15 protein-coding genes are annotated in these 19781 nt (G+C 60.9%); 11 read left to right on the top strand and 4 right to left on the bottom strand.

The genetic code is table 11. The features are described 5' to 3' along the window. Nucleotides 1-118: 118 nt before the first annotated feature. The 6 genes from Q4B98_RS06550 (at nt 119) to pknB (ending at nt 7531) form a co-directional block, all read left to right on the top strand. On the top strand, nt 119-808 hold the full coding sequence (locus tag Q4B98_RS06550; RefSeq protein WP_303196313.1) for a DUF3662 and FHA domain-containing protein: 690 nt from the start codon (nt 119-121) through the stop codon (nt 806-808). A gap of 2 nt (nt 809-810) precedes the next feature. After that, nucleotides 811-1308 (top strand): FHA domain-containing protein, encoded by a 498-nt coding sequence (locus Q4B98_RS06545; protein WP_303196312.1) that lies wholly within the window; start codon nt 811-813, stop codon nt 1306-1308. 3 nt (nt 1309-1311) lie between these two features. Then, nucleotides 1312-2763 carry a PP2C family serine/threonine-protein phosphatase gene (locus Q4B98_RS06540; protein ID WP_303196311.1) on the top strand — a complete coding sequence of 484 codons (1452 nt, stop codon included), beginning with the start codon at nt 1312-1314 and terminating at the stop codon, nt 2761-2763. Continuing rightward, nucleotides 2763-4169 (top strand): FtsW/RodA/SpoVE family cell cycle protein, encoded by a 1407-nt coding sequence (locus Q4B98_RS06535; protein WP_303196310.1) that lies wholly within the window; start codon nt 2763-2765, stop codon nt 4167-4169. Before Q4B98_RS06540 ends, Q4B98_RS06535 begins: the two co-directional genes overlap by 1 nt. Beyond that, nucleotides 4166-5593 (top strand): penicillin-binding protein 2, encoded by a 1428-nt coding sequence (locus Q4B98_RS06530; RefSeq protein WP_303196309.1) that lies wholly within the window; start codon nt 4166-4168, stop codon nt 5591-5593. The genes Q4B98_RS06535 and Q4B98_RS06530 overlap by 4 nt, the downstream gene beginning before the upstream one ends. A gap of 75 nt (nt 5594-5668) precedes the next feature. Continuing rightward, the gene (gene pknB, locus Q4B98_RS06525; RefSeq protein WP_303196308.1) at nt 5669-7531 is read left to right on the top strand and encodes a Stk1 family PASTA domain-containing Ser/Thr kinase; all 1863 of its coding nucleotides are present in this window, start codon (nt 5669-5671) and stop codon (nt 7529-7531) included. 1 nt (nt 7532) lies between these two features. On the opposite strand, the gene Q4B98_RS06520 is transcribed toward pknB, so the two are convergent. After that, on the bottom strand, nt 7533-8162 hold the full coding sequence (locus tag Q4B98_RS06520; protein ID WP_303196307.1) for an aminodeoxychorismate/anthranilate synthase component II: 630 nt from the start codon (nt 8160-8162) through the stop codon (nt 7533-7535). Between the two features lie 66 nt (nt 8163-8228). Then, nucleotides 8229-8924 (bottom strand): DUF881 domain-containing protein, encoded by a 696-nt coding sequence (locus tag Q4B98_RS06515; protein ID WP_303196392.1) that lies wholly within the window; start codon nt 8922-8924, stop codon nt 8229-8231. Between the two features lie 346 nt (nt 8925-9270). Here Q4B98_RS06515 and Q4B98_RS06510 point away from each other — a divergent pair, with 346 nt between their 5' ends. Then, nucleotides 9271-9552 carry a cell division protein CrgA gene (locus Q4B98_RS06510; protein ID WP_303196306.1) on the top strand — a complete coding sequence of 94 codons (282 nt, stop codon included), beginning with the start codon at nt 9271-9273 and terminating at the stop codon, nt 9550-9552. A gap of 78 nt (nt 9553-9630) precedes the next feature. Here the strand turns inward: Q4B98_RS06510 and lysS are convergent, their stop codons facing one another. Together lysS and Q4B98_RS06500 are read right to left on the bottom strand one after the other, a co-directional pair. Beyond that, nucleotides 9631-11163, bottom strand: a complete 1533-nt coding sequence (lysS, locus tag Q4B98_RS06505; protein ID WP_368492318.1) for a lysine--tRNA ligase — start codon at nt 11161-11163, stop codon at nt 9631-9633. A gap of 94 nt (nt 11164-11257) precedes the next feature. Further along, on the bottom strand, nt 11258-12517 hold the full coding sequence (locus Q4B98_RS06500; RefSeq protein WP_303196305.1) for an ABC transporter substrate-binding protein: 1260 nt from the start codon (nt 12515-12517) through the stop codon (nt 11258-11260). Nucleotides 12518-12691: 174 nt separating this feature from the next. Here Q4B98_RS06500 and Q4B98_RS06495 point away from each other — a divergent pair, with 174 nt between their 5' ends. The 4 genes from Q4B98_RS06495 to Q4B98_RS06480 all read left to right on the top strand — a co-directional run bounded on the left by Q4B98_RS06495 (nt 12692) and on the right by Q4B98_RS06480 (nt 19777). Next, nucleotides 12692-14428, top strand: coding sequence for an ABC transporter ATP-binding protein (locus Q4B98_RS06495; RefSeq protein WP_303196304.1), 1737 nt, complete (start codon nt 12692-12694; stop codon nt 14426-14428). Continuing rightward, nucleotides 14425-16419 (top strand): ABC transporter ATP-binding protein, encoded by a 1995-nt coding sequence (locus tag Q4B98_RS06490; RefSeq protein ID WP_303196303.1) that lies wholly within the window; start codon nt 14425-14427, stop codon nt 16417-16419. Before Q4B98_RS06495 ends, Q4B98_RS06490 begins: the two co-directional genes overlap by 4 nt. Before the next feature lie 103 nt (nt 16420-16522). After that, nucleotides 16523-18049 (top strand): APC family permease, encoded by a 1527-nt coding sequence (locus tag Q4B98_RS06485; RefSeq protein WP_303196302.1) that lies wholly within the window; start codon nt 16523-16525, stop codon nt 18047-18049. Nucleotides 18050-18256: 207 nt separating this feature from the next. Continuing rightward, nucleotides 18257-19777: a cytochrome ubiquinol oxidase subunit I gene (locus Q4B98_RS06480; RefSeq protein WP_303196301.1), complete on the top strand. Its 1521-nt coding sequence runs from the start codon at nt 18257-18259 to the stop codon at nt 19775-19777. Nucleotides 19778-19781 lie beyond the last annotated feature (4 nt).

Raw genomic sequence — 19781 nt, 5'->3', positions numbered from 1 at the left:
CGCCACGCGGAACAAGGTCATCGCGAAGCATCGTCAGACCATCTGGGTAAACTCGCATGGTGGTAGCCCGTGGAAACGGGACACCAAGCCCAAGATATAAGCCGGAAGGAGAAGCCGGGTGGGTTTCCTGGACAAGGTCGAGAAGTCGATCGAAGGCGCCGTCAACGGCGTCTTTGCGCGCGCTTTCCGAGGCGAGGTTGAGCCGGTGGAGATTGCCGGTCGGCTGCAGCGCGAACTCGACTCCGAAGCACAGATCCTGTCCCGCGACAAGTCACTGGTTCCCAACGACTTCGTTGTCCGGCTGTCCAGCCACGACTACGAACGCTTGGTTCCCTACACCAAGACCCTCAACGCTGAGATCATTCCGACCCTGCGCGATCACGCCAGCGAGCGGCACTACGTCTTCAACGGCCCCATCCACATCAGTTACGACCTGGACGAGTCCCTACCAGTCGGCAAATTCACTGTTCTGACCGGCGAAAACCACGCCAAAGCCACCAGGGGACGGCAGGCACCGCTGGTACTGGAGGTCAATGGGGTGCGTCATCCCCTGTCTCCCCCAGGGCTGACGATCGGTCGCGGGTCCGACGCCGACGTTCGCATTAACGATCCGGGTATCTCTCGACTCCACGCACGTATCAATGTCTGGCCTCAAGGAGACGGAATCGGTCTGTCGATTGAGGATCTCAACTCCACCAATGGTGTGACGGTCAACGGTGTCAAGATTTCCAGCACTGAGTTACACGACGGGTCACGCATCGAAATCGGCTCCACACGTATGCTGGTCCACTCTCCAACGGGGATGTGATCGTGAGCGGTTTTCTCGTCGCACTGTTACGCATCGTCTATTTGGCGGTGCTGTGGATCTTCATCCTCCTCGTCACCAATGTCATCCGTACCGACATCTACGGCCATCGAGTACCTCGCAATGCCGAAGTTGCTGCCGTCGGGTCTGGACGGCGCGGCAAAGGTCGCAAGGCCCGCAAGACTCGTCGTCGCGACGTCGCTCCGATTCCCAGTGGTCTGCAAGTTATCTCGGGGAATAAAGTCGGCACGTATGTCCCGCTGGCCAACGGCGTCACCGTGGGGCGAGGAAACGACTGCACCCTTCCCATTGACGACGACTACGCGTCAACTCACCATGCCGAGTTCAGCCAGGGAATTGACGGGGCATGGTTCGTCGAAGACCTCGCCTCGACCAACGGCACCCATGTCAACGGTGAGCGCATCGAGAATCCGACGCGGCTGTCGGTGGGGGATGAGGTGCGAGTTGGCAGGACCGTCCTGACCGTCACCGGCGGGCGGTGAACCATGGCTTTCTCCCTTGATATCCGGTGCCATTCCGAAATTGGTTTGGTCCGGCGCAATAACCAGGATTCGGGATACGTCTCTCCAAGAATGCTCGTCGTCGCCGATGGCATGGGGGGTGCTGCGGCTGGTGACCTGGCGTCCACTGTTGCCGTGCGTCACGTGGCGAAAGCTGATGAGAGGTTTTCCGGCGAAGATTCTCCGGACCGGCCCCAGGGTGAGGAAATGCTCACCGTTCTGGCCGGTGCAGTAGCAGAGGCCAACGACGAGCTGGCTGACCTGGTGGCTTGGGACTCCTCCCTGGAAGGTATGGGGACGACCTTCTGCGGCGCGATGTTTTCAGGTACCCAACTCGGTATCGTCCACATCGGTGATTCCCGAGGTTACTTGCTGCGTCAGGGCCACATGAAGCGGATGACCCATGACCACTCCTGGGTGCAGTCCCTCATCGATGAAGGACGTATCACCCCCGAAGAGGCCGCTGTCCACCCACACCGGTCTCTCCTTCTCAAGGTGCTCAATGGCCAGCCCCAGCACGTCCCGGACACCCAAATCGTCGACCTGCGGTTGGGAGACCGCATTCTCTTTTGCTCTGACGGACTGTGCGGCCTCGTCGACGACAGCACCATTGCCGAGCACCTCAACACCACCAACTTGGATGACGTCGTTGACCTGCTGGCGACTGACGCTCATGCTGGCGGCGGCACTGACAACATCACCATCGTCGTTGCCGAGGTCGTCGAAGCTGATCCGGTCCTCGATACCTGCGAACCCCACATCATCGGGGCTGCGACCACCCGCAAGGTGCCAGAACACGAGGTCACTGCGCCACTGTCAGTCGACCAGCGCTCAGCTGCGGTGAAAGGGGCTGGAAAGTCTCCTGTGCTGTTCGACTCCGAAGCGGAGGAGTCAATGCGCTATGCCCCGGTGGATTCCCAGAACCGCCGCCGACGCTACTGGCTGTGGGCGATCGTCGTCCTCGCTGTCGTCATCGTCGTCACTGGCGGTATCTTCGGCACTCGCGCCTACCTCAACACCCAGTACTACGTTGGTACTGACGGTAACGCAGTGGCGATTTACCAGGGGTCACCCGAGAGCCTGGCATGGGTCCGGCTCTCCCACGTCGCTGAGACGACCGACGTCAAAACCAGTGATCTTCCGCGCTATTACCGGGAGCGGGTCTCGGAGAACATCCGCGTCTCCTCGCTGGAGTCCGCCCGCGTGACGGTTACTGAACTGCGTACCGGCGCGCAGCAGTGCAAGGCCATCCGAGAGATGGCTGTCACCCCGCCTACTGCCCCGACCAAACCGTCGACCACTCCGGAGATATCGCCGTCGGCCAGCAGTGTGCCGTTCGGTACTCCCTCCGCAGTACCGCCCAGCGCAGCGGTTGCTTCCCCGAGCGCCTCGGGACATGAGGTGGACCTGCCTGCCGTCACTTCGGAGGACTGCTGATGAGTGTCGGACAAGAATTCGATGACGGCACCGTCGTCGTCCAAGCCAAGCGGCGCTGGACCGAGCTGTTCATGCTCATCATCGCCTGGGCCATCGGCTTCGGCGGGTGGGTACTCACCGAACTCAATATCAACCACGAGCTGCCCGATACCTGGATGATGGTCGGCGGGATCTGGTTGGGAATCGCTGTCATCGCCCATATCTTCGTCAGGATTGTCATTCCTTACGCTGACCCAGTGATTCTGCCCATCGCCTTTGCCCTCAACGGACTCGGTCTGGCGATGATTCACCGCATTGACCTCATTCCCGACCCTCACTATCACCGCATGGAGACCCAGGCACTGTGGACGGCGCTGGGAATCATCTTGTTCGTGGCGACATTGCTCATCTTGCGCGATCACCGCAAGCTGCAGAAGTACCCCTACGTGCTGTTCATCATCGGCCTGGGATTCCTCATGCTTCCTTTGGTTCCCGGCCTAGGAAAAACGGTGCTGGGATCGCGGGTGTGGATCCACATCGGTTCCTACACCTTACAGCCCGCCGAGGTGTCAAAGGTGGTGCTGGCGATCGCCTTCGCGGCCTATCTCGTGGACAACCGCGACGTGCTCTCGCGTGCCGGTCACAGAATCCTGGGTATCACCTTGCCGCGCGCCCGTGATCTCGGCCCAATCGCGGTGATGTGGGTAGCGACGATGCTCGTCATCGTCTATCAAAACGACTTGGGCACTGGGATGCTCTTCTACGGCATGTTCGTCGTGATGTTGTACATCACCACCGAGCGGATCGGATGGGCCATCCTGGGAGCGGTCAGCCTCGTTGGCGGTGCTGCCTTGGCGTACACCTTCTTCGGGCACGTGCGGGTACGTTTCGACTCTTGGCTGCACCCCTTCTCCAACTACGACCAGAACTACCAGATCATTCAGGCCCAGTTCGGACTGGCCTGGGGTGGTCTCGCCGGGCGAGGCTGGGGGCTGGGACGTCCCGCTATGGTGCCACTGTGTTGGAGCGATTTCATCGCAACCTCTATCGGCGAGGAGCTCGGCGTAACCGGCCTGATGACAGTCATCGTGATGTTCTTCATCCTCACCGCTCGCGGTATGCGCACCGCCCTCGGCTGTCGAGACGAGTTCGGCAAGCTCATGGTCGCTGGCGTGTCTTTCACCCTCGCCCTCCAAGTCTTCGCCATTATCGGCGGCGTCACCCGGCTGCTGCCTCTTACCGGATTGACGACGCCTTTCATGAGCCAGGGAGGGTCGTCTTTGGTGGCCAACTGGGTCATCGTCGGGATCATCATGATCGTCTCACACCGGAATCGAAAACCAGCTGACGACTTCGTCGCCACCGTTCCTGCTGATTCTCAAGGTCAGACAGCCACCGCCGTCATCCCGAATGGAGGCACGCGATGAACAAGCAGATTCGCGCAGTCTCATTGCTGGCAGGACTCATGTTCCTGGCCCTCATGATTAATCTCACCGGATCGGCAATCTTCCGGCAGGCTGGCCTCAACAACGATCCTCGCAATGTTCGCGTGCGCGACGCCGAGTTCTCCCAGAACCGGGGTGATATCCTCGTCGGTTCCATGCCGATCGCGACCACGAAGTCCAGCGATGGCAAATTTGCCTACCAGCGCGTCTACCCCTCCGGCCCGGAGTACGCCCCGATTACCGGTTACTACTCGTACTACTACGGGCGTTCCATGCTGGAGCAGACCGAGAACGCCCAGCTGACGGGGACTTCAGACGCCCAGTGGCTCTCGCGTATCACCGGAACCTTGTCTGGCCACAAACCTGAGGGCGGCTCAATCACCACGACGATCAATGCCAAGGCCCAGGACGCCGCATGGGAGGGTCTCAAGGGCAAGAAGGGGGCCGTCGTGGCGATGGACTACACCACCGGTGCCGTGCTGGCGATGGCGTCCTCACCCTCCTATGACCCCAACGATCTAGCTTCCCATCGTCTCGACGACACCACCCAGGCATGGAAGAAACTCATTGCGGACGAGTCGTCTCCGTTGTCCAACCGCGCCACTCGTGAGATCTACGCCCCCGGTTCAACGTTCAAACTGGTGACGGCCGCAGCAGCCCTGCAGAACGGATACAAAGCCGATTCCAAGGTCGACGCGCCGGACAATTGGATCCTGCCCGGTACCCGCACTCCACTGCCCAACGACAGCGACTGCGGGGGAGAGAAAATCACTCTGACCCATGCCCTCGAGGTTTCGTGCAACAGCGCTTTCGGCAAGCTCGGAGTGGGGCTGGGTCAAGACAAGATTCGTGAGCAGGCTGAACGATTTGGTTTTGGCAAGGCTGTCGACTCCGACATTTCGTCGGTCGCCTCGAAGTTCCCCGAGAATCTCACCGACGCCCAGCTGGCCCAAAGTTCCATCGGCCAGTTCGATGTCGCGGCCTCTCCACTCCAGATGGCCATGGTGACTGCCGGAATCGCCAACGGCGGCAAGCTCATGACCCCCTATCTGACAGCCGAAGTTCGGGCTTCGAATCTCCAGGTGGTTTCTCGACATCATCCCAAGCAGATGTCTCAACCGATGACGAAAGAATCGGCCGAGCAGCTGAAGTCAATGATGGTCTCGGTGGTCAACAATGGCACTGGTAAAAGGGCCCGCATTGACGGGGCCACTGTCGGTGGCAAGACAGGTACGGCGGAGACGGTGGAGGGCAAGGCCCCCTACGCGTGGTTCGTGGCATGGGCAGACAAGCCGCACGTCGCAGTTGCAGTGTTCATCCAATCTTCCGACACCGACATCAATGAGGTCACCGGAGGCGGGCTCGCGGCGCCGATCGCCAAAGATGTCATCGAGGCGATGAGATGACACGTATACAACCATCCAGGCCGGGACAACCATCCAGCACATTTCTTTACGTCTCACCACAAAGGAGATCCCTCAATGAGCACTGAGAGTTGGCTCTCCGGGCGTTACGAACTACAGAACCTCATCGGTCGTGGCGGTATGGCCGATGTCTGGAAGGCCCGCGACCACCGTCTCGGTCGCGACGTCGCTGTGAAAAGGTTGCGCGCCGACCTTGCCAGTGATGACATCTTCCAGGCAAGGTTCCAGCGTGAGGCACAGTCGGCTGCACGCCTCAATCATCCGAACATTGTCGCCGTGTACGACACCGGTGAGACGAAGGACCCCACCACCGGCCTGCAGGTGCCTTTCATCGTCATGGAGCTCATTGATGGTCACACCCTGCGTGATGTGCTGCGCGACGGTCGCAAGATTCTTCCCCGCCGTGCCCTGGAATTCACCCAAGGTGTGCTCGATGCGCTGAGCTACTCCCACGCCGCCGGCATCGTTCACCGGGACATCAAGCCGGCCAATGTCATGTTGACCCGCGAGGGGTATGTCAAGGTGATGGACTTCGGCATCGCTCGCGCTGTTGCCGACACCTCCGCCACCATGACTCAGACCGCCGCCGTCATCGGCACCGCCCAATACCTGTCGCCAGAGCAGGCCCGTGGCGAGACCGTTGACAACCGGGCCGACATCTATGCCACCGGCTGCCTGCTCTATGAGCTGTTCGTGGGGCGTCCGCCGTTCGTGGGAGACTCCCCCGTCTCGGTGGCCTACCAGCATGTCCGCGAGATCCCGGCGCCGCCGTCCTCGCTGGATCCCGAGATCACCCGCGAGATGGACGCCATCGCCCTCAAAGCGCTCGCGAAGGACCCCGCCGACCGGTACCAGACCGCCAAGCAGATGCGTGACGACATTGAGCGTCTGCTGTCAGGACGCGAACCGTTGGCGATGCAGACTCACGCCGATCCCGAAGCCGACACGGAAGAGGAAACCCACCTCATCCCGGCGGCCGCAGCAGCGTCCCCTGTGACTCCGCCGACTCCCACTTCTCAGCGCGGCGCAGCAACCTATTCCGAAACTCCCTCGGAACCTGAAGAACCCCGTCGCAGGCGCTGGCCGGTGGTCCTGGTGACGATCGTGACTGTGGCGCTCCTCGCCCTGCTGGGATTCGGGCTGTACAAAATGCTGGGGTCTTCCTCGGACCCCGCTGCATCCCCAACACCGTCGAACACCATCAAGATGGTGGATGTCCCAGCCGTCACTGGTCTGAGCCAACAGGGAGCTACCTCGACTTTGGAGAATGCCGGTCTCAAGGTGAAGGTCGAGCACGTCCAGAAAGATGAGGCGACTGCCAACCAAGTCGTCTCCCAAAACCCTGCTGCCAACCAGAAGGCTCCCGAGAACAGCGAGGTGACGATCACCGTCAACGATGGGCCGAAGAAGCTGACGATCCCGCAGAACATCGTGGGAATGTCGAAGTCAGATGCCGTCGCAGCCCTCAGGGACGCTGGATTCTCCGAGAATCAGATCAAGATCACCAACGATGACCCCAAGACAGAGCCGAATACCGCCAAGGCAGGCACAGTTGACTCCGTGAGCCCAGGGGCAGGAACCTCTCTGACCGCTGAACAGCAGGTGACGCTGACGATCGCGACTGGTAAGTCAGTGGTGCCCAACCTCCAGGGTATGAGCGTCCAAGAGGCTAATGACGCTGCCAGTTCAAGCGGATTCTCCATCTCCGTGGAGCGCCGGGAAACGTCCTCAGCTACTCCGGATACGGTGTTCAGTCAGAACCCGGGTTACGGCGCCACCGCCACCAGGTCGACCGCCATCAAGGTTGTCGTCGCGGTGGCACCAGCAGAACCAAGTCAGGAACCACCGGCAAGCTCTGGTACGAATGAGGACCCCGCGACGTCGATTGCCCCGGCACCGACCACCGAGTCGTCGTCCTAGGTCAGCGTTTTGCGGCGCTCATGAGCGGGGTCATCTGGCTGGCGCGCGCGGGAGCTTCCGGGTCCCCGCACTCCACCAGCCAGGTGGCAAGCATTTGGTGACCGTGCTCGGAAAGCACCGACTCGGGGTGAAACTGGACTCCCTCGACCGGCAAGCTGCGGTGGCGCAGACCCATGACGACCCCGCTGTCGGTGCGAGCTGTCACCTCCAGTTCTGTCGGCACCTCGTCCACAGCCAGGGAGTGATATCGGGTAACGACGAGCGGGTCCGGCAGGCCAGCGAAAACTCCCTTACCTGTGTGGTGAATCGGCGAGGTCTTGCCATGCAGCTGTTCGTCGGCGCGCCCGACATGACCTCCCCACGCGATAGCCATGGCCTGCATACCCAGGCACACGCCGAAAATGGGCCGGTGAGCGCTCCGCAGGATATCCACGCAAACCCCAGCGTCCTTGGGGTGCCCGGGGCCAGGTGAAAGCAGAATTCCGTCATAAGGCTGCCACCACTGCGGGTCCTCGAATAGTTCGTCATCATTGCGAACTACTGTGGTGTCCGCCCCGATTTGCCCCAGATAGGACACGAGATTCCACACGAAAGAGTCGTAATTGTCGACGACGAGGATCCTGGCTGTCATGAGGTCATTGTCGCGCAGGCCGACGTTGACACGCCATCGTGTTCAGGTTGTGTCAGGCGCACCGGCTCATCGGGGGGTGGCGTATTTCATCGCAACGGCGCCGTTGTAGGCCGGCATAGTGACCGTGCCAACCCGCTCCACCGACCATCCCAGCTGGTAGGCGCTGACGTACTCCTTGTAGATACCCACCGCCTCGGACGTGTCGAGGGCTTCCTCCATGGCGTCGCGGTCCCCAATCGCCTCAATGACGTACGGCGGGGCATAGGCGACCCCGTGCAGCACGACGGTGTTGCCGACACATTTCACAGCGGTGGTAGAGATGACCCGCTGACCCTGAATGGTCATGGCCTCTGCTCCCCCAGCCCACAGAGTATTGACAACCATCTGGATGTCCTGCTGGTGGACGACGAGCATATTGGCGTCAACCCCTTCGGGATTCTCACTGAGAGGGGCGTCGTCGAGGGTGACCCGAAGAACCTTGCCCTTAACCGCCCCCAGACCCACTGAGGGGGCCATGGCTGAGGCTGAGGACGCAGCCGAAGAGATGACGGTGTGGTCGGCCTTGGACAGCTCATCGACCTGGGATTGCAGACTGGCAGCCTCTTTCTGCAAGGCAGCATTGTGGCTGGCCTGGTTGCGCACGAGGGTCGCCATGTCGGTGTCGCGTTCAGGCCGAAGGTCATGACCACGCGAGTTGACCGCCGCCGTCGTCATCATGAAACCGGCCACCACCATGACGAGCACCGTGGCACATCGGGCCATACGTGGATGACGGGAACCTGAACGGATGTCTTGGATGAGGAGTTCGCTGTCGGGGTCCTCCCCTGCCCGCTCGGTTGTGTCATCCTGGTCGATCTCAGGGACGTCATCTGAGCTGGCGGGGGGCTCTTTATCCTTGTCAGAGGGGGATTCGTCAGCTGGCTGCGAATCGGGTTGCTGGCGGGCAGGATCGCCGCGATGGCTATTCTCGGCGTCGTTGTCGTCGCTCATCGTTCCCTCCTCGTAGACTCACCCGTGTCGCCCAAATGAGCGATCGTCCTCTAGGCTAGCCACGTAATGCCCCATCACGCTCGGTGGGCGTGTCCTCGAAACCCCAGGAGTAGTCACCGTGCCGGTATCCAAGGTCAGACCGCAAGCCAAGAAGAAGGCGCAGGCTAAGAACCGGGCCAAGATCGAAGAGCGGCGCGCCGAAAACAAGGCCGCAGCGGTTGACCGTTCCTGGGTGCCGAAGGTATTCGTCCCTCTCTTCCTGCTCGGTGTGCTGTGGCTGATCGTCTACTACATCGCCGGTAATCAAATCCCCGGGATCAAAGAACTCGGCGACTGGAATGTCCTCATCGGTATGTGCCTCATGGCCGCCGGATTTATCGTCGCCACGTTGTGGAAGTAACCTGCCGCGAACCCGAATAGCTCGGGGAGGCTCGCTTGTGAAAAGGCCCGTCAGGATGTTCCCGACGGGCCTTCCGTGTCAACGCTCAGGCTTGAGCAGGGGGAAGAGGATCGTCTCGCGAATACCGGCATTGGTAAACAGCATTACCAGACGGTCGACGCCGAGTCCCAGACCACCCATGGGCGGGCACCCGAACTCGAGGGCCTCCAGGAAGTCCTCGTCGAGCTGCATGGCTTCGGGGTCGCCGGCTGCGGCGGCCAGAGACTGCTTCGTGAGTACCTCACGCTGAATCACGGGGTCGACGAGTTCGGAGAATCCAGTGCCACGTTCCATGCCGCCAATGATGAGATCCCACGCTTCAACCATGCGGGGGTCGTCGCGGTGCGGTCGGGCCAGTGGCTGGGCGATGGCCGGGTAGTCGCATACGAAGGTGGGGTTGATGAGTTCGGGTTCGACCAACTCCCCGAACAGCTCCATGACGACCTTGCCAGCTTCCCAGGCGGGGTCGACTTCGACGTCGTGTTCGGACGCAATAGCCTTCAGTTCCTCCAGCGGAGTGTCAAGGGTGACCTCGCGTCCCAACTTCTCGGACAACCCTGGGTAGACGCTCACCCAGCGCCACGGTCCGTCGAGGTCGATGGTGCCCTTGGGGGTCTCGATCTGGTGAATGTCGAGGGCGTCGGCCACCTCCATGATGATGTCCTTGATGACCTCGGCGATGGTGAACTGGTTGCCCCAGCTCATGTAGGCCTCCAGCATGGAGAACTCAGCCGAGTGGCTGGAGTCAATACCTTCGTTGCGGAAGACACGCCCCATCTCGTAGACGCGATCAGTACCGCCCACCATCGCACGCTTGAGGTAGAGCTCAAGGGCAATACGCAGGCTCATGTCGATGTCAAAAGCGTTGAGGTGAGTGTTGAACGGGCGGGCCGCAGCCCCACCGTGGACCAGCTGCAGAATTGGGGTCTCGATCTCCAAGAAGCCGCGCTCGTCGAGAGCATGACGCACCGCTCGGGTGATGATGGCGCGGGTACGCACCATTTGGCGAGATTCCTCACGCACGACGAGATCGGCGTAGCGACGGCGCACTCGGGTTTCCTCCGATAGCTCCTTATGGAGGGTCGGCAGAGGGCGCAGAGCCTTCGAGGCCATCCGCCACTGCGAGGCCATAACCGACAGCTCGCCACGGCGGGAGGAGACGACCCGACCGCGCACCCAGACGTGGTCACCCAGATCGACGTCGGACTTCCAGGCCGCCAGCGATTCACCACCCACTTCAGCCTTGGAGAGCATGACCTGGAGACGCTCGCCGTTGGACGTCTCGGTGAACCCGTCCTGCAGGCTGGCGAAGCAGAGTTTGCCGGTATTGCGGACGAAGACGACGCGGCCCCCGATGGTGACCTCATCGGTGGTCTCCTCGCCTGGGGCCAGAGTCAACTCGCCGTTGTCGTCGGTGTACTTCTGACGGATTTGGGCCAGGGTGTGGTCACGCAGCAGATCGACCGGGTAGGCCTGACCTCCATCGGCAATGATCCGGGCGCGCTTGTCGAGACGGACCTGCATCTGCTCGGAGACATCAGGGGACTGGCTGGAAACGGTGTCAGAACTCACCGGGCAATTCTATCGAAGAGAAGACTTCCCTAGCTCGGCGAGGAGAAACCGGCACTTCGCGATGTGTAGGAGGTTGATAGCGCGGTAGGGGCGACTACCCTTCCGCCACTTTCAGCCCGTCGGCTGTCAAGGCACTTTTTGCTGTGGAGGCCAGATCAGTCAGGTTCCCAGAGACCTTCGTTGTTGTTCCCCAACCCGGGTGCCACGCCGCCGCGACTTCGTCCCACACCGGGGACGTGACGGAGTCGTCGTCAATCTTGCTGCCCAAATCAGCCAGGTCTTCAACCACGCCTGCGTCACCCACCAAGGTCTTGAACGACGCAGGCGTCGTCAGCGTCGCGTCCTTCTCGGCCGGGATGAGGCCGCGTCCTGCCAGCAACTCGGGCTGGCTGTCGAGAGCACCAGCAAAGTCCAGCGCTTCCCGGGGATTCTGACAACCTTTGAGGATTACCCACGAGGAACCCTGATACGACGACACCCGAGTATCACGGCCCTCAAATGGCGCAATGGCGGCGACCTTCCAGTGATGCTGGCCAGCCCCAACAGCGGCTTTGAGGTCTGGAAGATCGGCGGGAGCGCCGATATGCCCGACGATCCTGCCGGAGGAGAAATCAGCCTGCACGGAATCCCACCCACCGGAAACGACGAGCTGCTTGCTGGCAACCATCTGCTGCAGCTCATCGGTAAGTTTGCGCACCCCGTCCGAATCAATGCCGACCCGCCAGGTCATGTCATCGAGGGCAACGAACCAAGGCGATCCCAAGGAGTTAGACATTGCTGCCAGCCACCCCACGTCCTCAATCGGCAAATCTGAGACCGCTTTGCCCGAAGCCGCCAGAACCGTTGCTGCGGCTCGGAACTCCTCCCAGCTGGCAGGAGGCGACACATGGGCCTTAGCCCAAGCGTCGGAATCGTAGAACAGCACCATCGGTGAGGTGTCGATCGGCAGGCCGTAGGTGCGCCCCCGGTAGGAAACCTGCGACATTGAGCCGCGGTGGTACTGGTCGCGGTACTGCTCGGCGTACTGGGTGACGTCTTCCAATACCCCGTCATGAGCCAATTCGGGCACCGAGGTGCTGGGCACCTGGGCCATGCAGGGGGCTGTACCTTTGTCTACCGATGACTCCAAACTGGTGAGGTAATCGTCAGTCGGTGACGACATCGCACGCAGATGTACTTTCACACTGGGATTGCGGCGCTGGTATTCCTCGCCGACACTCTCAAGGCTCGGCAGGTCGGGTGTCATGGACATCCGGTGCCATACCGCCACCGAGTCAGTCGATCCCGGCTTTGAACACGCAGCTGCGCCTAGCAGAAGCACCCCTACCGTCACAAGGGCCAGCGCGCGTCTCATCGTCACCCCTCAATATCCGGTATTTCTGAGCGTACCGACAAGATGGCTCCTCTGAGCGGACAACGGCCATCTCGTCACACCGCTGCCCATGATCGGAATGCCGATCGCGTCACTCTTGGATGTTCGGCATATTCTCTGACACCGGTTGCACATGTCCCTGGTTGAGGAGCACCCGTGCTGAACAAACTCGTCGCTCGACACCTCAGGCCCTACCGCCTGCAGGTCATCGTCATCGTCGTGGCACAGATTTGTGCCCAGATCGCCGCGCTGACCCTGCCAACGATCAACGCCGACATCATCAACGAGGGTGTTGTACGGGTCGATACCGAGTACGTCACGTCACACTCACTCCTCATGCTGGCTGTCTCCCTAGGGCAGGCCGTCTGCCAGATCATCGCGGTATTTCTGGCAGCTCAGGTGGCCATGGGGATGGGACGCGACGTCCGCGACGCCGTCTTCACCCGTACCCTCAGCTTCTCGGCTCGTGAGGTCAACCAGTTCGGGGCTCCGTCCCTCATCACCCGCACCACCAACGATGTGCAGCAAGTGCAAATGCTGGTCTTCATGACCCTGGCCGTCCTCATCGGGGCACCGATCATGATGATCGTTGGAGTCGTCATGGCGATCCGGGCCGAGGTCTCCCTGTCGTGGATTATCCTCGTGGCGGTCATATTGCTGGGTATCGGTGCCGGTCTGATCGTCTCCCGGATGGGTCCGCTGTTCAAGCGTTTGCAACAACGTATCGACGACCTCAACCGTGTCGTCCGCGAGCAGATCACCGGCATCCGCGTGGTACGAGCCTTCGCACGGGAGCGCTACGAGGCAGCCCGGTTCGACGCCACCAACTCCTCCCTGCGGGACATCCAGGTCAGTGTTGGCCGCACCATGGCGGCGATGTTTCCGCTCGTCATGCTCATCATGAACCTGTCCCAGATCGCGGTGTTCTGGTTCGCAGCAAAGCGAATCGACAGCGGACAGACCGAAGTCGGTGTGCTGGCCTCGTTTACCACCTACCTCATGCAGATTCTCATCAGCGTCATGATGGCCGTCATGCTCGTTGTGATGTGGCCGAGAGCCTCGGTGTGTGCCAACCGAATCATGGAAGTCCTGCGCACCTCGTCCTCCCTTGCCGTCGATCCTGAGCCGGTGACGACTCTGCCCCACAATTCCACTCTGCTGGAGTTCCGCGACGTCACGTTCAGCTACCCGGGGGCCAGCGCACCGGCACTCGACGACATCTCCTTCACGCTGGAGCGCGGCTCAACGACGGCCATCATCGGTTCGACAGGTGCGGGCAAGTCGACCTTGGTCAATCTCATCGCGCGTCTGGTCGACGTCACCGCCGGCCAGGTCCTTGTCAAGGGTGTCGACGTTCGCCGTTACGACCCCGAGACGCTGTGGAGCTGTATCGGCCTCGTGCCTCAGCGACCCTACCTCTTCGGCGGCACGGTGGGGTCAAATCTGCGTGACGGCCGCTCCGACGCTTCCGACGAGGAGCTCTGGGAGGCTTTGCGTATCGCTCAGTCCGACGATTTCGTCTCTCAGATGGACGGACAGTTGAATGCCACCATCTCCCAGGGAGGGACCAACGTCTCCGGCGGGCAACGGCAGCGGCTGTCCATTGCTCGGGCCCTGGTCAAAGCTCCCGATATCTACGTCTTCGACGACTCCTTCAGCGCCCTTGACGTTGCCACCGATTCTCGGCTGCGGGCTGCACTGGAGGCCCATCAGGGCCAGGCTGCCATGCTCATCGTCGCCCAGCGGGTCTCGACGATCCGCAATGCCGACCAAATCCTCGTCCTCAATGACGGCCACATCGTCGGCAAGGGAACTCATGACGAGCTCGTCGAGACCTGCCCGACCTACGTCGAGATCGTGAATTCCCAGCTGTCCGTCGAGGAGGCGGCATGAGCAGCAAGGTTGAGAAAGCTCCCGATCGCAACGCGCACGCCGAGATTGCGCGAGCTTCATCACGGCGCGGCCATGGTGCCCGAGTTGCCGAGAAACCCATCTCCTTCGGCCCTTCTTTGAAACGATTGCTCAGCCTGCTCAAACCCCACCGCTTCGTCTTGACCATCGTCGTCGTCATGGCTGCGGTCTCGGTGGCCTTCAATGTCATCGGCCCGAAGATCCTGGGACGGGCAACCGACGTCATCTTCGGCGGAATTGTTGGAAAACAGCTTGGCAAGGTCATCCCGCAGGCACACGGGATGACGGCCGGGCAGTTCATCGACGCCATCGGCCAAGCCGCCCAGAGTGGAGATCGGGGGAAGATCATCACTCTGCTGCAGCAGTACCCCGACGTTGTTATCGGTTCCGGGATTGATTTCCACCGCCTCGGCATCATCATGGCCTGGGTGCTCGGCCTGTATGCCTGCGCTGCCCTCTTGATGTTCCTGCAGGGGTTCCTCCTCAACACCGCCATTCAGCGGTCCATGTACGACCTGCGTCGCCAGGTGAGCGCCAAGTTGGAAAAACTGCCGCTGTCGTACTTCGACGGCCAGCCTCACGGCGAACTGATGAGCCGGATGACCAACGACATCGATAACGTCTCGCAGACCCTGTTGCAGACCCTCCAGCAGCTTCTCAACGCCCTGCTGACGATCGTCGGGGTGTTAATCATGATGTTCTGGATATCCCCGCTGCTGGCGCTGATCTCCCTCGTCGTCATCCCGATTGCCGGAGTAATCGCGGGGGCTATCGGCAAAAAGGCGCAAGGCCAGTTCACCCAGATGTGGAAGGCCACCGGCGATCTCAACTCCCATGTGGAAGAGGCGTACGCAGGTCACGCTCTGGTCAAGACTTTTGGCCGCACCCAGGCTGTTGCCCAGGAATTCCACGCGCGTAACGAGGAGCTGCGTCAGGCCACCGCCAAAGCCCAATTCATCTCCGGACTCATCCAGCCGGTGATGTTCCTGCTCGGCAACGCCAACTACGCCATCATCGTGCTCATCGGGTGTCTGCGGGTGGCGAAGGGTCAAATGCCACTCGGCGACGTCCAAGCCTTTATTCAGTACTCACGTATGTTCACCCAGCCGATCACCCAGATCGCTTCCATGGCGAATCTGCTGCAATCGGGGGTGGCCTCAGCTGAGCGCGTCTTCCAAGTCCTCGACGCCGACGAATTGTCCGCAGAGGCCGACGGGCGTCTGCCCGCCACGAAGGGGCGCGTCGTCTTCGACCATGTGCGCTTCTCGTACCGTCCTGACACACCCCTCATCACCGATCTCTCGCTGGTCGCCGAACCGGGCCAGACGGTGGCGATCGTGGGTCCTACCGGTGCTGGCAAGACGACTCTGGTCAACCTGCTCATGAGGTTCTATGAGATCGACGGCGGGGCCATCACCCTCGACGGTATCGACATCTCCACGGTTCCTCGGGCCGAACTGCGTTCTCGACTCGGCATGGTGCTACAGGACACCTGGCTGTTCAGCGGGACAATCCACGACAACATCGCCTACGGCCGTCCGAAGGCATCCGAGGAGGAGATCCTCCATGCCGCCCGTGCCGCGCACGTCGACCACTTCGTCCACTCCTTGCCCGACGACTACCAGACAGTCATCGACGAGGATGGGTCCAATGTCTCCGTCGGTCAGAAACAGCTCATCACCATCGCTCGGGCCTTCCTTGCGACACCAGATCTGCTCATCCTTGACGAAGCCACCAGCTCGGTGGACACGCGAACGGAAATGCTCGTCCAGGAGGCGATGGCGAACCTGCGCAAAGGACGAACCAGCTTCGTCATCGCCCACCGCCTGTCCACCATTCGGGACGCAGACCTCATCCTGGTCATGGAGCACGGAGACATCGTTGAGCAGGGAAACCATGCCGAATTGCTGCAGCGCAAGGGGCATTACTACGAGTTGTATCAAGCGCAATTCAATGCAGCCGCTACCGAGTGAGACGCCATACCTGATCCCAAGGTCCTAAGCTGAGTGAAGTGTCCACCGGGACACAGCGTCCGGCCAGCCCCCAGCCGGTCGTTCTCAGCGACGAAAGAGACCCATGGCCGAGGTCAAACAGCTCACTGCCCGCAACGACACTGACATGGCAAAGGACCAGACAAAGGTCCTGCAGCGTACCCTCAACCGATTCGACATCGTCTTCCTCATCGTTTCGGCGGTCGTCGGGTTGGAAATGCTGGGATCAGTCTCAGCTGAAGGCCCTCAAACCTTCACCTGGCTGGTTTTCCTCATCATCGTCTTCCTCATTCCGTACTCTTTGATCTTCGCTGAGACGGGGTCAGCTTTTGTCGGTGAAGGCGGTGTGTACCTGTGGACCCGACGGGCCTTCGGACGTCCCGCTGCGGCTATCGCCAGCGCCCTGACATGGATCACCCAGCCGGTGTGGGTAGGCGGCTCGATGTCTTTCCTCAACGCCGAGGCTGCTCGCAACCATCTCGTTCATTTCTCCGAAGGGTCAGCTGGTGACTACCTGTTCAAGCTGACCTTCATCTGGGTTACGGTGCTTGCTGCGATTTTGTCCCTGGCCAAAGCCAAGTGGATTCCCACCGCAGGTGCCTTTTTCAAGATTGCCTTCCTCTGCCTCTTCATGGGCACCGCCATCGTCTATGCCGCCCGGCATGGCGTCCAGCCCCTCAGCTTCGGTGATTTCTCCCCCACTCTGAGCGGGTTCATCACGCTGACCCCGTTGTTGCTCTTCGCCTTCCTCGGTTTTGAGAGCGGCTCGAGTGCGTCCGGTGAAATGCACAACGCCCAGCACGACGTGTCGGTGTCAGTGTTGCGCTCGGCCACGATGGCCGGAATTTTCTACCTGCTGCCGGTCGCGACGATCCTGCTCGTCCTGCCACCCTCCGACATCGACGGGGTTTCCGGTCTGCTCAACGCCGTCGATACCGTTTTCTCGGTATACGGTCCTGCCGCCAGACCGATGATGATCCTCGCCGTCGTGATGTTCACGCTGGCAAATATCGGTCAGGGTGCCGCTTGGATGATTATGTCCGACCGAATGCAGGCCATGGCTGCCGCAGACGGCTCCTTCTTCGGTGGATTCTTCGGCAAGTTCCACCCCAAGCTCGGGACGCCAGTACACGTCAATCTGCTGTCGGGAATCGTCTCCACGGCGTTCATGCTGGCTGCGATGGAGCTGACAGGTTCCAGCGCCGATTTGTTCAATGTCGTCCTGGGGGTTGCCGTGACGACCTACTTGTTCAGTTACCTGCTCGTCATTCCGGCAGCTGCCAAGCTGCGCCTGACCGTGCCCGACGTCGAGCGTCCCTTCCGCGCCGGACCGAACTGGTTATTCGTTCTCATGTGTGTGGTGACGACGACCTTCGTCGCCCTCGGGTCATGGGTGAGTATCTTCCCTGGCACCTTGGAGGCCCTCGTTGGTATGCCGCACGACTTCTCCCAGGCCCAAGGCGTGTCCTACGCCTCGTTCGAAGCCCTCACGCTGGGAACCCTCGGATTCATCATCGTGGTGGCTCTGGTCGGGTACTGGCGGGGAGCGCCACTGCGCCGGGCCCGAACCTCGTCGGCGAATGATGAGCCGACTACGGGAAACGGGATGTAACCTGGGCTGCGCCCCGCTATACCCTGTGCCAAACCGCTTGGTGCTGCGTCGACCAGTTTGCGCTGTTTTGACCCTGCGCCGTGTCGGCCCATGTGTGCTGGTCGAGCTGCTGTCGGCTGGCGCTGATACAAGATTTTCCGCGATTTTGACGCGCCCTTATATCACATGGCTCGCAAACGCCCCTCATGGGGTAGTAGGGTTCGCGGCATGGATGCCCAACTGATCGCCCGATGGCAATTCGGGATCACGACGGTCTACCACTTCCTCTTCGTCCCTATCACGATCGCGCTGTCGATGCTCGTGGCAGTGATGCAGACGGTGTGGTTCAAGACCCACAACAGCCGTTACCTTCGCCTGACCAAGTTCTACGGCAAGCTCTTCCTCATCAACTTCGCCCTCGGCGTCGTCACAGGAATCGTGCAGGAGTTCCAGTTCGGCATGAACTGGTCGGAGTACTCACGATTCGTCGGCGACATCTTCGGCGCTCCGCTGGCCCTGGAGGCCCTGCTCGCCTTCTTCATGGAGTCGACCTTCATCGGCCTGTGGATTTTCGGGTGGGAAAAGCTGCCCAAGGGAGTTCACCTGGCGTGTATCTACCTGACCGCCCTTGGCACCATGATTTCCTCGGTGTTCATCTTGGCTGCTAACTCGTGGATGCAGAACCCCGTGGGTGCTACCTACAATCCCGCCACGAATCGCGCTGAGTTGACCGATTTCGGTGCCGTTCTCACCAACCCGGTCTTCAAGGCGACCTTCCTTCACAACCTTGCCGGTTCCTACATGGTCGCGGGAGCCCTTATCGCTGGAATCGCTTTCTGGCACCTGGCCAAGGTCGCCAAGGGGCGTCGCACCTCCCAGATCTCCGACGCCGATGAGGCTGAGACCGTGCGCACCTGGCATTGGGCTTCCAAGTTTGGAGCCTGGGTGCTCATCGTCGCCTGCGTCGGAATCGTGCTCAGCGGCGACTACCAGGGCAAAGTCATGACCGACGCCCAGCCCATGAAAATGGCCGCTGCCGAGGGCGCTTACGAGAACACCTCCGACTTCTCGGTGCTGACCATCGGCAACAAGGACGGTTCCGAAGAGGTGTGGGCCATCAAGATCCCCGGAATGCTCGGATTCCTCGGCAACGGCGAGTGGGGTTCGCAGATCAAGGGTATTAACGAACTCAAGAACTACGACGTTCACGAGTACACCTACACCCGCAAGGACGGCTCGCAGACCTCCTTGCAGTCCTCTTACCAAGACGTGCTGCGCCAGAAGGTCGAGGCCAACGGAATCAAGCTGGAGCCGAACATCCCGGTGTCCTACTGGACGTTCCGTATCATGATTACCCTCGGCATGATCGGCGGCCTCATCGGCCTCATCATGCTCATCTCGCTGCGCGGTGACCGCAACCCGAAGCCGCACGGCTGGCTGACCTTCTTCATGGTCTGCCTGCCACTACTACCGCTGTTTGGTAACTCCTTCGGCTGGATTTTCGCGGAGATGGGACGTCAGCCATGGATCGTCGCGGGTGTGCTGCCTACCTCGGCAGCTGTCTCCCCCAGTGTCTCTGCCGGCAGCGTCCTCTTCTCGACCATCGTCTACACGGCGGTGTACGGCATTTTGGCCGTCGTCGAGGTGAGTCTGTTCTTGAAGACTGTCAAGAAGGGCCTGCCTGAACTGCCAGAACGTCGTCAACCTGCTATCGAGGGCGAGGACACCCCGGTGTCCTTCGCATACTGAGGAG

This window comes from Cutibacterium sp., assembly GCF_030525615.1.
Classification (GTDB): Bacteria; Actinomycetota; Actinomycetes; order Propionibacteriales; family Propionibacteriaceae; genus Cutibacterium.
This window is presented reverse-complemented; position numbering and strand designations above follow the sequence as displayed.

Excerpts from the sequence above, each read along its gene's own strand:
- Q4B98_RS06485 (WP_303196302.1), top strand. The coding sequence starts at position 16,523 with ATGGCCGAGGTCAAACAGCTCACTGCCCGCAACGACACTGACATGGCA.
- Q4B98_RS06500 (WP_303196305.1), bottom strand. The coding sequence starts at position 12,517 with ATGAGACGCGCGCTGGCCCTTGTGACGGTAGGGGTGCTTCTGCTAGGC.
- Q4B98_RS06480 (WP_303196301.1), top strand. The coding sequence starts at position 18,257 with ATGGATGCCCAACTGATCGCCCGATGGCAATTCGGGATCACGACGGTC.
- Q4B98_RS06520 (WP_303196307.1), bottom strand. The coding sequence starts at position 8,162 with ATGACAGCCAGGATCCTCGTCGTCGACAATTACGACTCTTTCGTGTGG.
- Q4B98_RS06540 (WP_303196311.1), top strand. The coding sequence starts at position 1,312 with ATGGCTTTCTCCCTTGATATCCGGTGCCATTCCGAAATTGGTTTGGTC.
- pknB (WP_303196308.1), top strand. The coding sequence starts at position 5,669 with ATGAGCACTGAGAGTTGGCTCTCCGGGCGTTACGAACTACAGAACCTC.
- Q4B98_RS06490 (WP_303196303.1), top strand. The coding sequence starts at position 14,425 with ATGAGCAGCAAGGTTGAGAAAGCTCCCGATCGCAACGCGCACGCCGAG.
- Q4B98_RS06515 (WP_303196392.1), bottom strand. The coding sequence starts at position 8,924 with ATGGCCCGATGTGCCACGGTGCTCGTCATGGTGGTGGCCGGTTTCATG.
- Q4B98_RS06535 (WP_303196310.1), top strand. The coding sequence starts at position 2,763 with ATGAGTGTCGGACAAGAATTCGATGACGGCACCGTCGTCGTCCAAGCC.
- Q4B98_RS06530 (WP_303196309.1), top strand. The coding sequence starts at position 4,166 with ATGAACAAGCAGATTCGCGCAGTCTCATTGCTGGCAGGACTCATGTTC.